We start from the raw sequence: 14355 nt of genomic DNA, 5'->3' as shown, positions 1-14355 counted from the left end.
CGACTATGCATAAGAGAATGCTTCGCTCGGTGCTTGCCGCCGCCTTCTCCACCGTCGTGGCCATCGGAGTGCTGAGCGGCCTCGCGGGGACGAAGGGCGACAGCGCGCAGGACAGTACCTGGAGCGAGACGACGGTGTCAGCCGTCCACGCCCAGGACAGCACGTGGCGGATCGTCGCGGCCGACAAGCCGGCCGACAGCACCTGGGGCACGGACGACAGCACCTGGGCTGTGGAGTCATGACCACTCCCCCCGACGACCGCTCCTTCCGTCGCGAAATGGCCACGGCCTACCGCTCCGGCTGGCACTTCATCGACCTGGTCACCGCGATCCCCCACGCCGGTGACTCGTTGATGGTGACCGTCTTCGGTGAGCCGGTCGTCGTCACGCGGGACGAGGACGAGGACCTGCGGGCGTACCGGTGTCTGCGGCGGCCTCGGGGGGCGCCGCAGCCAGTGCGGTGTGCCATTCGGTACGGAATGATCTTTGTGAATCTTGACCAACGAGACCATCGGCTGGTGGAACCGGAATCCCCCACCACACGGGCCATCCCAGCCACCCCCCGCAGTGCCTGACGCGATTCCCCCGTCGTAACAGATCGCGCAGGTGCTTCCCCCCGCAGCGGCGTCACCGTGACCTGAACACGGTGACGCCGCTGCAGTTTCCGGGGATATTTCCGGGTATCCACCCAAACGATCACTGGCCGAAAGAGATCGCTCACGCGTCCTCACCCGTGACCGAGGGCCCGGGTCACCTCGATCTCGATCACCACCCGCGCCGGATTCGGCCGCGGCTCCCGCTCGTAGCGCTCGGCGTACCGCCGCACCGCCTCCGCGACCCGCTCCGGCTCCGTGCGGACGTACGCCCGCCCCTCCAGCGTCGCCCACCGCCGGCCCGCCGTCTGGCACACCGCCACCAGTGCCCCCTGCGGCCCGGCCGCCAGCACGTTCCGCGCCTTCTTGCTCGATCCGCTCGTGATCACCCGAGCGAGTCCGCTCTCGGGCTCGTATGTCACTCCGACCGGCACGACATGCGGGCTGCCGTCCGGGCGCAGGGTCGTCAGCGTGCACAGGTGCCGCTCCCGCCAGAAGCTGAGATACGGCTCGTCGAGGGCTGCGAGGGTTTGGGCGTGCGGCGTCATGGGAGTCGGCACAGGTGTCGTCATAGCCCGGAAGTTAGTCCCTCCAGGGCTCCCGAACGCCACCTTGAGTGGAATAGACTCAACTTTGTGTACGTTGACTGAGTCAGTCCAGGGAGAGCCGACACCGAGGAGGAGTACGCGAACGTGGACGCCGAGCTGACCAACCGGAGCCGGGACGCGATCAACGCGGCCGAGAAGCGGGCCGCCACCGAGGGGCACCCCGATCTCACCCCCGCTCACCTGCTCCTGGCTCTGCTCCAGGGGCAGGACAACGAGAACATCGTCGATCTGCTGGCCGCCGTGGAGGCCGACCAGGCCGCCGTGCGGGCAGGTGCCGAGAAGGTCCTCGCCTCGCTGCCCAGCGTGACCGGGTCCACCGTCGCGCCCCCGCAGCCCAGCCGCGAGCTGCTCGCCGTGGTCGCCGACGCGGGCACCCGCGCCAAGGACCTCGGTGACGAGTACCTGTCCACCGAGCACCTCCTCATCGGTATCGCCGCGAAGGGCGGCCAGGCCGCGGACGTACTCTCCTCGCAAGGGGCGAACGCCAGGAAGTTGCAGGAGGCGTTCCAGAAGGCCAGGGGAGGTCGCCGGGTGACCACAGCCGATCCGGAGGGGCAGTACAAGGCTCTGGAGAAGTTCGGTACGGATTTCACCGCCGCGGCCCGCGAGGGCAAGCTCGACCCCGTCATCGGGCGGGACCAGGAGATCCGGCGGGTCGTGCAGGTGCTGTCCCGGCGTACCAAGAACAACCCGGTCCTCATCGGTGAGCCCGGCGTCGGCAAGACCGCCGTCGTCGAGGGGCTCGCCCAGCGGATCGTGAAGGGGGACGTGCCGGAGTCCCTGAAGAACAAGCGGCTCGTCGCGCTCGACCTGGGTGCCATGGTCGCCGGGGCCAAGTACCGCGGTGAGTTCGAGGAGCGGCTCAAGACCGTCCTCGCCGAGATCAAGGACTCCGACGGGCAGATCGTCACCTTCATCGACGAACTGCACACCGTCGTGGGCGCCGGGGCCGGCGGTGACTCCGCCATGGACGCCGGCAACATGCTCAAGCCGATGCTCGCCCGCGGTGAGCTGCGCATGGTCGGCGCGACCACGCTGGACGAGTACCGGGAGCGGATCGAGAAGGACCCGGCGCTGGAGCGTCGCTTCCAGCAGGTGCTGGTCGCCGAGCCGACCGTCGAGGACACGATCGCGATCCTGCGCGGACTCAAGGGCCGCTACGAGGCCCATCACAAGGTCCAGATCGCCGACGCCGCCCTCGTCGCCGCCGCCACCCTCTCCGACCGGTACATCACCTCCCGCTTCCTCCCCGACAAGGCCATCGACCTCGTCGACGAGTCCGCCTCCCGGCTCCGTATGGAGATCGACTCCTCGCCCCTGGAGATCGACGAACTCCAGCGCGCCGTCGACCGGTTGAAGATGGAGGAGCTCGCCCTGGAGAAGGAGACCGACCCGGCCTCCCGCGAGCGCCTGGAGCGGCTGCGCCGCGATCTCGCCGACAAGGAGGAGGAGCTGCGGGGGCTGACCGCCCGCTGGGAGAAGGAGAAGCAGTCCCTCAACCGCGTCGGTGAGCTCAAGGAACGCCTCGACGACCTGCGCGGCCAGGCCGAACGCGCCCAGCGCGACGGCGACTTCGACACCGCCAGCAAGCTGCTGTACGGCGAGATCCCCACCCTGGAACGGGACTTGGAGGAGGCTTCCCAGGCCGAGGAGGAGGTCTCCAAGGACACCATGGTCAAGGAGGAGGTCGGTCCGGACGACATCGCCGACGTCGTCGCCGCCTGGACCGGCATCCCCGCCGGTCGCCTCCTGGAGGGCGAGACGCAGAAACTCCTGCGCATGGAGGAGGAGTTGGGGCGCCGGCTGATCGGCCAGACGGAGGCCGTGCGGGCCGTCTCCGACGCCGTACGCCGCACCCGCGCCGGCATCGCCGACCCGGACCGCCCCACCGGCTCCTTCCTCTTCCTCGGACCCACGGGCGTCGGCAAGACCGAACTGGCCAAGGCGCTCGCCGACTTCCTCTTCGACGACGAGCGGGCGATGGTCCGCATCGACATGAGCGAGTACGGCGAGAAGCACAGCGTCGCCCGTCTCGTCGGCGCGCCTCCCGGCTACGTCGGCTACGAGGAGGGCGGCCAGTTGACGGAAGCCGTCCGCAGGCGGCCGTACAGCGTGGTGCTGCTGGACGAGGTGGAGAAGGCGCACCCGGAGGTCTTCGACATCCTGCTCCAGGTCCTGGACGACGGGCGTCTGACGGACGGTCAGGGCCGGACCGTGGACTTCCGCAACACCATCCTGGTGCTCACGTCGAACCTCGGCAGCCAGTTCCTGGTCGACCCGATGACGAGTGAGACGGAGAAGAAGGAACAGGTGCTGGAGGTGGTGCGCACCAGCTTCAAGCCGGAGTTCCTGAACCGCCTCGACGACCTGGTCGTCTTCTCGGCCCTGAACAAGGACGAGCTGGGCCGCATCGCCCGCCTCCAGATCGACCGGCTGGCCAAGCGCCTCGCGGAACGCCGCCTCACCCTGGAGATCAGCGAGGAGGCCCTGGCCTGGCTCGCCGACGAGGGCAACGACCCGGCGTACGGTGCCCGGCCCCTGCGCCGCCTCGTCCAGACCGCCATCGGCGACCGCCTCGCCAAGGAGATCCTCTCCGGCGAGGTCAAGGACGGCGACACGGTCCGGGTGGACGCCTTCGGGGACGGTCTGATCGTCGGACCGGCGACCGGCAAGACCCTGTGATCGACGACCGAGGGGGCCCGTCCGGGGCCTCCTCGGTCACCCGACCAGCACCCAGGCCGCCATCATCGTGACGAAGCCGCACAGCAGCAGCGCGGGCAGTCCCAGAATGGCGGCCACCACCCCCCACCTGGTACGACCCGTCGTTTCCCCGCCGTGTGCCATCGCCATGAGTCCCGCCCCTTCGCGCCGCGGCGCCCGGTTCCTGTCAGCTGACGGCTGACAGTACCCGTCGGGGTTGCCACGCCCCTCCCCGTATGGGGGAGGATGGCGGAATCCGTACGAAGGGAAATTCACGGTGACCATCGATCCGTCCTCGATTCCGAACTTCGGGGGCCAGCAGCCCGAGCCGCAGCCCCAAGGACCGGCGGGTCCCGTCGTCCCGGATCAGGACCTCGTGAAGCAGCTCCTCGAACAGATGGAGCTGAAGTACGTCGTCGACGAAGAGGGTGACCTCGCCGCGCCGTGGGAGCAGTTCCGTACGTACTTCATGTTCCGTGGCGAGGGTGACCAGCAGGTCTTCTCGGTGCGGACGTTCTACGACCGGCCCCACCAGATCGACGAGAAGCCGCAGCTGCTGGAGTCCATCGACGACTGGAACCGCCGCACCCTGTGGCCCAAGGTCTACACGCACACCCATGACGACGGCACCGTCCGTCTGATCGGTGAGGCGCAGATGCTGATCGGCACCGGCGTCAGCCTGGAGCACTTCGTCTCCTCGACGGTCAGCTGGGTGCGGGCCGCCATCGAGTTCGACAAGTGGCTGATCGAGCAGCTCGGCCTCGAGCAGGAGGTCAACGAGGCGGACAAGCCCGAGGACGACGAGTAGACCCCGCGACTACAGGGGCGTGTCGGCGAGTACGACCAGATACGCGCCGTAGCCGAACGAGAGCCCGGCCAGGGCGCCGGCCACCACGGCCGCGTGCCAGGGCCGGGCTCTCGCCGTCCGCACCAGCGCCCGCGCGAGCGGCAGCAGGAGCGGGAAGGCGGGCAGCAGGAAGCGGGGCTTGGAGGCGAAGAAGCCCGAGCCGCCGAGCGTGATCAGCAGGAGTACGCCGCTGTAGACCAGCAGGGGCAGCGGGGCGCGGTCGGCCAGCAGCAGCGCGTACAGGACGACCGCCGCCGCGACGATCAGCAGCGCCATGGGGAAGGCCAGCCGGTCGCCCTGGAGCAGCAGGTGGCGTACGACGCGCAGGGAGCCCCGGCCGAAGTCGAAGCGTGAGCCCCACAGGCGCTGCACCTCGAAGTAGCCGCCGAGCAGGTCGCCCTTGCGGTGCCCCACCCACAGCACGTACGCGCACCAGCCGAGCGGGGCGAGCGCGGCGCCCGTCCACAGCCTGTGGGTAACTTTTCCGCGCCGCCTCCCGATCTCGTACGCCGCCGTCACCAGCACCGCCGCCGCGACCGCGAACCCGTTCGGCCGGGCCAGCCCCGCGAGCGTGGCGAGCGTGCCCGCCCACAGCCAGCGGCCGGTGAGCACGGCGTACAGCGACCAGGCGGCGAACGCGGTCAGCAGGGGTTCGGTGTACGCCATCGACAGCACGACCGAGTGCGGCAGCAGGCCCCAGAGCAGCACGAGGGCGGCGGCGACGGCCCGGCCGTGCAGATGGGCGCCGAGCGCGTAGAGACCGGCGGCTGCGACGGCCGCGGCGGTCCAGGAGACCAGCAGACCCGCCGCGCCGCCGCTCAGCGGGCTCACCGCGGTCACCGCCCGGACCAGCGCCGGGTACAGCGGGAAGAAGGCCAGGTCGCTGAAGACCAGGTCCGGGCGCAGATGCAGGGCACGGCCGTAGCCGTGCTCGGCGATCCCCAGGTACCACCGGGAGTCCCAGGACCGTCCGAGCAGGGTGAGCGGCCGGTGCCCGGTGGCCCAAGCGGTCGCGGCGAGCACGGCGACGCCGGTGAGGCGGGCGAGCGCGAACAGCCCGAGAGCCGTACCGAGCGTCGCCGCGAACGGCACGCGCGGGGCGGCCCGCCCGGCGGTGGCGGGGTATGTGACGGCGGGCGGTGCGAGGGTGCTGGCGTGAGTCACACCCGCACATTGCAGGGGAAAGCGGGCATAAGCGAGCATTGCGCGCCCGGGTGGGTGTGGCTTCGCCGTGCCCGGCGTGGCGGCGTGACGCGGCGTCCCGGAACGCGCAACGGCGGCTTCCCCATGACCTCCGCGGTCAGGCGTTCGGGCGCCGCCTCAGGAACGTCGGGCACGGCGCGGAACGGGTGGTCTACCGCAGAAGGCGGGCGGCGGCGTCCCGCAGCACCTCGTCCCGCTTGCAGAACGCGAACCGCACCTGGCTGCGGCCGGCCTCCTTGTCGTCGTAGAAGACCGAATTGGGGACGGCGACCACACCGGACCGCTCCGGCAGGCCGCGGCAGAAGGCCAGGGCGTCCTTCTCGCCCAGGGCGGCGATGTCGGTGGTGATGAAGTACGTGCCCTGCGGCCGGAACACCTCGAAGCCCGCCGCCGCGAGCCCGTCGGCGAGGATGTCGCGCTTGCCGCGCAGCTCCTCGCGAAAGCCCGTGAAGTAGCTGTCCGGCAGCCGCAGCGCCTCCGCGATCGCGTACTGGAACGGCCCGGACGACACATACGTCAGGAACTGCTTCGCCGTACGGACGGCGGCGATCAGCGGCGCGGACGCGGTGATCCAGCCGACCTTCCAGCCGGTGAAGGAGAAGGTCTTGCCCGCGGAGGAGATGGAGACCGTACGGTCGCGCATCCCCGGCAGCGAGATGAGCGGGATGTGCTCGGCGTCGTCGTAGGTCAGGTGCTCGTACACCTCGTCGGTCACCACGAGCAGATCCCGCTCCACCGCGAGCTCGGCGATGGCCGTCAGCTCCTCGCGGGTCAGCACCATGCCGGTCGGGTTGTGCGGGGAGTTGAGCAGCAGCAGCCGGGTGCGGTCGGTCACCACGTCCCGGAGCGCGTCGAGGTCCGGGCGGAAGTCGGGGGCGCGCAGGGTCAGCGGTACGCGGGTGGCGCCGGCCATGCTGATGCAGGCCGCGTAGGAGTCGTAGTACGGCTCGAAGGCGATGACCTCGTCGCCCGGTTCCAGCAGCGCGAGCATCGTCGCCGCGATGGCCTCCGTCGCACCCGCGGTGACCAGGACCTCCGTGTCGGGGTCGAAGGTCAGACCGTAGAAGCGGTGCTGGTGGTCGGTGACGGCCGTGCGCAGCTCGGGGACGCCGGGCCCGGGCGGGTACTGGTTGCCCCGGCCCTCGCGCAGCGCCCGAACGGCCGCCTCCCGTACGGCCTCGGGGCCGTCGGTGTCCGGGAAACCCTGCCCGAGGTTGATCGCCCCGGTCTGCACGGCCAGTGCCGACATCTCCGCGAAGATCGTCGTGCCGAATCCGTCCAGCCTGCGGTTCAGCAGCGCCCTGTCGCCCATGTGCTCGCCATCTCCTCGCGCGTCTCGCCGGCCGCTCTCACCGGCCGCCTTCTCGCCGGTGCCGAAGAAGGCCGTCGCGGTCATCCTGCGCCCAAGCTCTGGATTCGCTCAACTCTGCTTTGGCTGGTGAGACACGGGGGCATCTCCACCGCACGCACAACGCGAGGCGCCCACGGGGGGTCGTCTCGGGGAGACGGAAGGAGGGTGACGCCATGGTTATCGGCATCATCCTGGCGATTGCCGCAGTACTCGTCGTCGTGGTCGTACGCCTCAGCCTCCGGGAGGACAAGGCGGCCGCGAAGGACCGGGCCGCGGCGCGGGGGCGCCGCCGCCGGAGCGGTGACAGCAGCGGCAGCTGGTGGGCCGGCGGCGGGGCGAGCGGAGGCGTCGGCTCGTCGTGCGGCTCGTCCGGCTCCTCCTGCGGCTCCAGCTCGTCCTGCGGAGGCGGGTCCTCCTGCGGTGGCGGGGGCGGCTGCGGCGGCGGCAGCTGAGCCGCGGAAGGCGGGGGACGTCATGCGCATGGCGCTCGGCATCATCGTGTTGGTTCTGTTCCTCGGCCTGGTTCTGATGGCGATCGCGGGGGCGAATCGCCGGGAGCGGGACCGGCGGCGTGGACGGTCGTCCATCGGCGGCAGCAACAACGGCAGCGGCAGCAGCGACAGCTGGGCCGGCGGAGGAGACAGCGGCGGTTCGTCCTGCGGAGGCGGGTCGTCCTGCGGAGGGGGCGGTGGGGGCGGATGCGGCGGGGGCAGCTGACACGGGGCAGCTGAGCTTCCCGCATCCGGAACACGAGAGCCGGGCCCGCACGGGGGTGGGGCCCGGCTCTTCGTGTGCCGCGAGCGCCCGCCCGCTCCGGCGCACGCCCTGGCGGGCCTGGCGTGCGCCGTAGTTGAACAGTTGAACTGTGGAGCCCTCTGAGGGATGGAAACCCCACGAAGTTGGGTAAAAACGCTGTGGCGGCGTCACAGTTCATGATTCTCTCTAAATCACCTACGCAGCGGCCCTTCGGACGTCCCAGAGCCACCCCTGCCGACCTTCCGACCGGGCCGATCGGGCCGAATCCCCGCCGGTGTCGACCCGAGTGCGCCGGACCCACACCTCCCTTTTCTTTCTTTGCGTGCCTAGCGGAGCCGATCCATGCTCACGACCCTGAAAACCTCGTACACCGACACGCGCGCGGCCGACCTCGCCTGGGCCCTGGGGCGCGAGCCGCTCCCCGCACTGGCGACCCTCGACCTCGTGTTCGACGGGACGAAGCTGGAGTTGAGACTCCTCGGAGCGTCCCATCAGGTGCTCCTGGAGGAGGAGCGGGGCACTTGTTCGGAGACGGTGGCGTGCATCCCGGGCAGCAGCACCCCGCTGCCGCTGGGCGTCGCCAAGCGGATCGGCGAATGGGAGTACGAGTTCGCGGCCCGGGTCGAGGTCCTCTCACCGGGTCAGTTCGCGGGCCGCGCCCAGGAGTTGCTGGCCCTCGTCTCCGACCACCCGCACGGCCTCGCCGGTGTCTTCCCCGGCAGCCCGCACGCCTTCACCGCACTGCTGGCCCAGCGCCACGAGGGACAGGTGCGGTGGCGGACCTGGCACGCGTACCCGCAGGACGGGCAGTTGGTGGCGACCAGGACTCGGGTGGGGGTGAGGATCCCGGCGGGCCGGCTCAGCGCGAGCGGCGTCTGAGACACCCTCGGGGGATCACGCCCGGGTTCACGCCCGGGATGCCGCCCAAGACCGCGCCCGGGATCTCGTACGACATCACCTGTCACGATCACCTGTCACGTCGTACAAACCCCTCACGCCCTCTCGGCCCGCAGTTCCACACGTGTGGGTGACGAAGCGTGCACCGGGAGTGACGTACCGTCGCAACGTGATCGAACCGCACGCGCCCGCCCCACCCGGCACCACGCCGCCCTGGGCCGGTCCCGCGCGGCTTCCCGTCCGGCCCGGGATCGGCAGGTTCCTGGTCCTCGCGGGCGTCTTCGTCTGCGCCGCGTGCGGACTGGTGTACGAACTCGAACTGGTCGCCCTCGCCTCGTACTTGATCGGCGACTCGGTCACCCAGGCCTCCGTCGTGCTGTCCGTCATGGTCTTCGCGATGGGCATCGGCTCGCTCCTCGCCAAGCGGCTGCGCTGGCACGCGGCCGCCGCCTTCGGCGCGATCGAGGCAGCCCTCGCCCTCGTGGGCGGCCTCAGCGCGATGGCCCTCTACGCCGCCTTCGCCTGGACCGGCGACTGGGGCGGCATCTGGGCGAACGGCTCCCGCGCCCTCCTCGTCGCCTTCTCCCTCGCCATCGGTCTGCTGATCGGCGCCGAGGTCCCGCTGCTGATGGAGCTGATCCAGCGCATCCGCCGCCAGGACCCGGGCGGCGCGGTGGCGGACCTGTTCGCCGCGGACTACGTGGGCGCGCTGGTCGGCGGCCTGGCCTTTCCGTTCCTGCTGCTGCCGCTGCTGGGCCAGCTGACGGGCGCCCTGATCACCGGCACGGTGAACGTGATCGTGGGCGGCGCCCTGGTGCTGGGCCTCTTCCGCCGGGACCTGTCCCGCCGGGCCCGCTGGCTGCTGCTGATGACCAACCTCGCCGTGCTCGGCATCCTCGCCGCGGCCGCCGTCCTGGTCGACGACTTCGAACGGGCGGCCCGGCAGGCGGTGTACGGCGACGACGTACGCGTGGCCCTCCAGACCGACGTCCAGGAGGTCGTCCTCACCGGCGGCACGCGAGGCCGTCCCCTCGATCTCTTCCTCGACGGCCGGCTGCGGGTCAGCGGCCGCGAGGAACACCGCTACCACGAGGCGCTGGTCCACCCCGCGATGTACGGCGAGCACACGCGCGTGCTGATCCTGGGCGGCGGCGACGGCCTGGCGGCCCGCGAGGTGCTGCGCCATCCGGACGTGCACCGGGTGGACGTCGTGGAACTCGACGCGGGGGTGGTCCGGCTGGCCCGCGAGGACCCGGCGCTGTCCGCGCTGAACGGCCATGTGTACGACGACAGGCGCGTCCACGTCACCACGGGCGACGCCTTCAGCTGGCTGCGGGGGGCGCCGCGGGGGGTGTACGACGTGGTGATCGCGGATCTGCCCGACCCCGGGATCACGGCCAGCACGAAGCTGTACTCCCAGGAGTTCTACGGCCTGGCGAGGCGGGTGCTGGCTCCGGGCGGCCGTCTGGTGGTGCACGCCGGTCCGGTGTCGAGCCGCCCCCGCGCCTTCTGGACGGTGGACACGACGATCCGCGCGGCGGGGCTGAGGACCGTGCCGTACTGCGTGGGCGGCCGTGACTCCGCCTTCGCCGCGGGCCCGGACCGGACCACGGGGGCGAGCCGGGCGCCACGGGACTGGGGGTTCGTCCTGGCCTCCGTGCGGCCGCCGGTCCTGCGGCTCGACGGCCACGATTCGGAGCGGACGCTGACGCAGGCGGGCCTGGAGGCGGACGGGAGGGCGGCGCAGAGGATGCGGGTCACAGGGCTGGAGGTGTCGACGCTGGTGCATCCGCGCTACTGAGGCCCGCGCCGACGCGCGGCCACTTTCGACCAACCGGGGTGCGCGTCGGCGACCACTGGGTAGGCTGGCCCGATATGGAGCATGAGGTGTTCGTTCCGGTTCCGGCCGAGCGGCTCAGGGAGGCGCTGGCCGATCCCGTGCGGGTGGCCCGGGCCGTTCCCGGGCTCCAGCAGGACGCCGGCGCCGAGCCCGTCACCGGGCGGCTGAAAGTACGCGCCGGCGGCCACACCATCACCTACCGCGGCTCGGCCCGCCTCACCGCCCAGGACGACGGTTCCTACGCCGTCCAGGGCGACGCCACCGAGGCCCGGGGCACCGGCGCGGTCACCCTCGCCCTCACCCTGCGGGTGGACGAGGCCGACGGCGGCTCCACCCTCACCTTCCACGGCACCGCCTCCGCCGACGGCCGCATCAAGGAACTCCCACCGGAAGCCGTCACCTCGGCCGTCACCCGGCTGCTGAACCGCTTCGCGGAGACCTTGGCGGCTACGGCGGAGTCGAAGCGGGGAGCGAAGACCGCGCAGGAGGCGGACACGGCCGGGCCTTCGGCGACCGAAGCCACCGAAGCCACCGAGTCCCCGGCAGCCGAGGGCGCCGAGCGCGCTGAAGCCCCGGCCGCCGAGGGGACCGATCTTCCGGACGCCGAGGACGCCTCGGTGCCCGCGGACGAGCCGGCCGCCGCCTCCGAAGGCACCACCTCCGAAGCCCCGGACGCCCCCGAAGCCGCCGGCTTCACCCCCGACCTCCCCGCAGAAGCCGCGCACGCGCGCCGCACGATGATCGGTCGGAGCGCGGAGGAGGTCGACCACGCCCCGCCGCGCGGCCGGTACGCGCCCGTGCCCGCCCCGCAGACCATCGCCCCGCACTCCGCGCTCCGCTGGGCGGCCCCCGCGGCGGCCCTCGTCGTCGCGTCGGCGATCGTCGTCAGCCGGGTGCTGCGCAAACGGCACTGAAGAAGCGGGGGCGGGTGCGGGCCCGGGCGGCGGGAATCGGGGATGGCCGGAAGCACCCCCTTGATCACCCCAGTAGGGTCGTCCCGTGAGTAACGAACCCATCACGCTGACCGCGGGCGACGCGGAGGTGACCGTGCTGCCGGGCAACGGCGGCCGGATCGGCGGACTGCGCGTCGGCGGTACCGAACTGCTGCGGCAGGGCGACCGCTTCGGCTGCTTCCCGATGGTGCCCTGGTGCGGCCGGACCAGGGACGGCCGTTTCCGGGACGGGGGGACGGTCCACCAACTGCCGCTCAACTCCCCGCCGCACGCCATCCACGGCACCGCCCGCGACGGCGCCTGGCGCACCGCGCGCACGACGACCGACGAGGCGGTGATCACGTACGACCTGGTCGAGCCCTGGCCCTACCCGGGCCGGGTCACCCAGGCGGTCGCCCTCACGCCGGACACCGTGACGCTCACCATGTCCGTCGAGACGTACGACTCCTCCTTCCCGGCCCAGATCGGCTGGCACCCGTGGTTCAACCGGAACCTCGGCGGCGAGGACGTGGAACTGGCCTTCTCCGCCGCCTGGCAGGAGGAGCGGGGCGAGGACCACCTGCCGACCGGCAAGCGCCTCGACCCCCGGCCCGGGCCGTGGGACGACTGCTTCGGGATGCCCGGCGGGGTGGACGTGAAGCTGACCTGGCCGGGGCAGCTGGAGCTCACCGTCGCCTCCCGCGAGGAGTGGGTCGTCCTCTACGACGAGCAGGCCGAGGCCGTGTGCGTGGAGCCGCAGACCGGGCCGCCCAACGGTCTGAACACCGCGCCCCGCCTGGTCACGCCCCTGGAGCCGCTGGAGGCCTCGACGACCTGGAGCTGGCGCCGCCTCTAAGCTGGCAGGCATGACGGACGACGTACGCGGCGCGCTGCTGCAGCAGATCAAGGACAAGGCCGTGGTCCACGGCAAGGTGACCCTCTCCTCGGGGCTGGAGGCCGACTACTACGTCGACCTGCGCCGCATCACCCTGGACGGGGAGGCCGCCCCGCTGGTCGGGCAGGTGCTCCTGGACCTCACCGCCGACCTGGACTTCGACGCGGTGGGCGGTCTGACGATGGGCGCCGACCCGGTCGCCGCCGCCATGCTGCACGCGGCCGCCGCGCGCGGGCAGAAGCTCGACGCCTTCGTCGTCCGCAAGGCCGCCAAGGCGCACGGTCTCCAGCGCCGGGTCGAGGGTCCCGACATCGCGGGCCGTCGGGTCCTGGTCGTCGAGGACACCTCCACCACCGGCGGCTCCCCGCTCACCGCGGTCGAGGCCGTGCGGGAGGCGGGCGCGGAGGTCGTCGCCGTCGCCACGATCGTGGACCGCGCGACCGGTGCGGCGGAGAAGATTCAGGAGGGCGCGGGGGTTCCCTATCGCTTCGCCTTCTCCAAGGATGAGCTGGGCCTGGACTGAGCTATCCACAGGTTGAGACCGAGGGGCGGGACCATCCGGTCAAGTCTGGAAAGATGGGGCCGACGATGACGTCGCCCCCTAGGTCAGGGCCGTAAGGAACCAGCCAACCCGCACAATCAAGGAGCGGTCAGATGCCCATCGCAACTCCCGAGGTCTACAACGAGATGCTCGACCGGGCGAAGGCGGGCAAGTTCGCCTACCCGGCCATCAACGTCACCTCGACGCAGACCCTGCACGCGGCGCTGCGCGGCTTCGCCGAGGCCGAGAGCGACGGCATCATCCAGATCTCGACCGGTGGCGCCGAGTTCCTGGGCGGCCAGTACAACAAGGACATGGTCACCGGTTCGGTGGCGCTCGCCGAGTTCGCGCACATCGTCGCCAAGAAGTACGACATCACCGTCGCGCTGCACACGGACCACTGCCCGAAGGACAAGCTCGACGGGTATGTACGTCCGCTGCTCGCGGTGTCGGAGGAGCGTGTCGCCCGGGGCGAGAACCCGCTCTTCCAGTCGCACATGTGGGACGGCTCGGCCGAGACCCTGTCGGACAACCTGGCCATCGCGCAGGAGCTCCTGGAGCGCGCCCGCGCCGCGAAGATCATCCTTGAGGTCGAGATCACCCCGACCGGTGGCGAGGAGGACGGCGTCTCGCACGAGATCAACGACTCCCTCTACACCACGGTCGACGACGCGATCCGCACGGTCGAGGCCCTCGGTCTCGGTGAGAAGGGCCGCTACCTGCTGGCCGCCTCCTTCGGCAACGTCCACGGTGTGTACAAGCCGGGCAACGTCGTCCTCCGTCCCGAGCTGCTCAAGGAGCTCAACGAGGGCGTGTCCGCCAAGTACGGCAAGGCGTCCCCGTTCGACTTCGTCTTCCACGGCGGCTCCGGCTCCACCGAGGCGGAGATCGCGCTCGCGCTGGACAACGGCGTCGTGAAGATGAACATCGACACGGACACCCAGTACGCCTTCACCCGCCCGGTCGCGGACCACATGTTCCGCAACTACGACGGTGTCCTGAAGGTCGACGGCGAGGTCGGCTCCAAGAAGACCTACGACCCGCGCACCTGGGGCAAGCTGGCCGAGGCGAGCATGGCCGCCCGCGTGACGGAGGCCTGCGCCAACCTGCGTTCCACGGGCACGAAGCTCAAGTAACCCGAGATCCTCACGAGCCCGGCGTCTGTCTACGGCGCCGGGCTCGCTGTATACCTG

At 71.2% G+C, this 14355-nt stretch carries 16 protein-coding genes; 12 read left to right on the top strand and 4 right to left on the bottom strand.

Annotation, left to right across the window (positions count from 1 at the left end):
* Nucleotides 1-17: 17 nt before the first annotated feature.
* Both ACFY0U_RS10340 and ACFY0U_RS10335 read left to right on the top strand, forming a co-directional pair.
* Nucleotides 18-242, top strand: a complete 225-nt coding sequence (locus tag ACFY0U_RS10340) for a hypothetical protein (RefSeq protein ID WP_388633112.1) — start codon at nucleotides 18-20, stop codon at nucleotides 240-242.
* Nucleotides 239-574: a hypothetical protein gene (locus ACFY0U_RS10335; protein WP_171141595.1), complete on the top strand. Its 336-nt coding sequence runs from the start codon at nucleotides 239-241 to the stop codon at nucleotides 572-574. Before ACFY0U_RS10340 ends, ACFY0U_RS10335 begins: the two co-directional genes overlap by 4 nt.
* Nucleotides 575-726: 152 nt before the next feature.
* Here the strand turns inward: ACFY0U_RS10335 and ACFY0U_RS10330 are convergent, their stop codons facing one another.
* Nucleotides 727-1164 carry a pyridoxamine 5'-phosphate oxidase family protein gene (locus ACFY0U_RS10330; RefSeq protein WP_388633110.1) on the bottom strand — a complete coding sequence of 146 codons (438 nt, stop codon included), beginning with the start codon at nucleotides 1162-1164 and terminating at the stop codon, nucleotides 727-729.
* Between the two features lie 120 nt (nucleotides 1165-1284).
* Here ACFY0U_RS10330 and clpB point away from each other — a divergent pair, with 120 nt between their 5' ends.
* A complete protein-coding gene (gene clpB, locus ACFY0U_RS10325; protein ID WP_388633107.1) occupies nucleotides 1285-3882 on the top strand; it encodes an ATP-dependent chaperone ClpB in 2598 nt (865 codons plus the stop codon).
* Between the two features lie 36 nt (nucleotides 3883-3918).
* Here clpB and ACFY0U_RS10320 read toward each other — a convergent pair whose 3' ends face one another.
* Nucleotides 3919-4050 carry a hypothetical protein gene (locus tag ACFY0U_RS10320; protein WP_388633105.1) on the bottom strand — a complete coding sequence of 44 codons (132 nt, stop codon included), beginning with the start codon at nucleotides 4048-4050 and terminating at the stop codon, nucleotides 3919-3921.
* A gap of 127 nt (nucleotides 4051-4177) precedes the next feature.
* Here ACFY0U_RS10320 and ACFY0U_RS10315 point away from each other — a divergent pair, with 127 nt between their 5' ends.
* Entirely contained in the window at nucleotides 4178-4708 is a 531-nt protein-coding gene (locus ACFY0U_RS10315) for a YbjN domain-containing protein (protein ID WP_388633102.1), read from the top strand.
* Between the two features lie 9 nt (nucleotides 4709-4717).
* Here ACFY0U_RS10315 and ACFY0U_RS10310 read toward each other — a convergent pair whose 3' ends face one another.
* Nucleotides 4718-5911, bottom strand: a complete 1194-nt coding sequence (locus ACFY0U_RS10310) for a hypothetical protein (protein ID WP_388633100.1) — start codon at nucleotides 5909-5911, stop codon at nucleotides 4718-4720.
* Nucleotides 5912-6101: 190 nt separating this feature from the next.
* A complete protein-coding gene (locus ACFY0U_RS10305) occupies nucleotides 6102-7262 on the bottom strand; it encodes a pyridoxal phosphate-dependent aminotransferase (protein ID WP_388634293.1) in 1161 nt (386 codons plus the stop codon).
* Nucleotides 7263-7474: 212 nt separating this feature from the next.
* Here ACFY0U_RS10305 and ACFY0U_RS10300 point away from each other — a divergent pair, with 212 nt between their 5' ends.
* The 8 genes from ACFY0U_RS10300 to fbaA all read left to right on the top strand — a co-directional run bounded on the left by ACFY0U_RS10300 (nucleotide 7475) and on the right by fbaA (nucleotide 14298).
* A complete protein-coding gene (locus ACFY0U_RS10300) occupies nucleotides 7475-7753 on the top strand; it encodes a hypothetical protein (protein WP_388633097.1) in 279 nt (92 codons plus the stop codon).
* 22 nt (nucleotides 7754-7775) lie between these two features.
* On the top strand, nucleotides 7776-8018 hold the full coding sequence (locus ACFY0U_RS10295; RefSeq protein WP_388633095.1) for a hypothetical protein: 243 nt from the start codon (nucleotides 7776-7778) through the stop codon (nucleotides 8016-8018).
* 381 nt (nucleotides 8019-8399) lie between these two features.
* On the top strand, nucleotides 8400-8936 hold the full coding sequence (locus ACFY0U_RS10290; RefSeq protein ID WP_388633092.1) for a DUF2617 family protein: 537 nt from the start codon (nucleotides 8400-8402) through the stop codon (nucleotides 8934-8936).
* Between the two features lie 187 nt (nucleotides 8937-9123).
* On the top strand, nucleotides 9124-10755 hold the full coding sequence (locus ACFY0U_RS10285) for a polyamine aminopropyltransferase (RefSeq protein WP_388633089.1): 1632 nt from the start codon (nucleotides 9124-9126) through the stop codon (nucleotides 10753-10755).
* A 74-nt stretch (nucleotides 10756-10829) separates the two neighbouring features.
* On the top strand, nucleotides 10830-11708 hold the full coding sequence (locus tag ACFY0U_RS10280; RefSeq protein ID WP_388633087.1) for an SRPBCC domain-containing protein: 879 nt from the start codon (nucleotides 10830-10832) through the stop codon (nucleotides 11706-11708).
* 85 nt (nucleotides 11709-11793) lie between these two features.
* Complete coding sequence (locus tag ACFY0U_RS10275; protein ID WP_388633084.1) at nucleotides 11794-12582, top strand: aldose 1-epimerase; 789 nt, start codon at nucleotides 11794-11796, stop codon at nucleotides 12580-12582.
* A gap of 10 nt (nucleotides 12583-12592) precedes the next feature.
* Nucleotides 12593-13144 (top strand): orotate phosphoribosyltransferase, encoded by a 552-nt coding sequence (gene pyrE / locus ACFY0U_RS10270; RefSeq protein ID WP_267015326.1) that lies wholly within the window; start codon nucleotides 12593-12595, stop codon nucleotides 13142-13144.
* 131 nt (nucleotides 13145-13275) lie between these two features.
* Nucleotides 13276-14298, top strand: a complete 1023-nt coding sequence (fbaA, locus tag ACFY0U_RS10265) for a class II fructose-bisphosphate aldolase (protein WP_388633081.1) — start codon at nucleotides 13276-13278, stop codon at nucleotides 14296-14298.
* The last annotated feature ends 57 nt before the right edge of the window (nucleotides 14299-14355 follow it).

Origin of the sequence: Streptomyces sp. NPDC001536 (assembly GCF_042894505.1) — a bacterium.
Classification (GTDB): domain Bacteria; phylum Actinomycetota; class Actinomycetes; order Streptomycetales; family Streptomycetaceae; genus Streptomyces.
The sequence above is the reverse complement of the archived record's forward strand: the minus strand, read 5'-3'. Positions and strand labels throughout refer to the sequence as shown.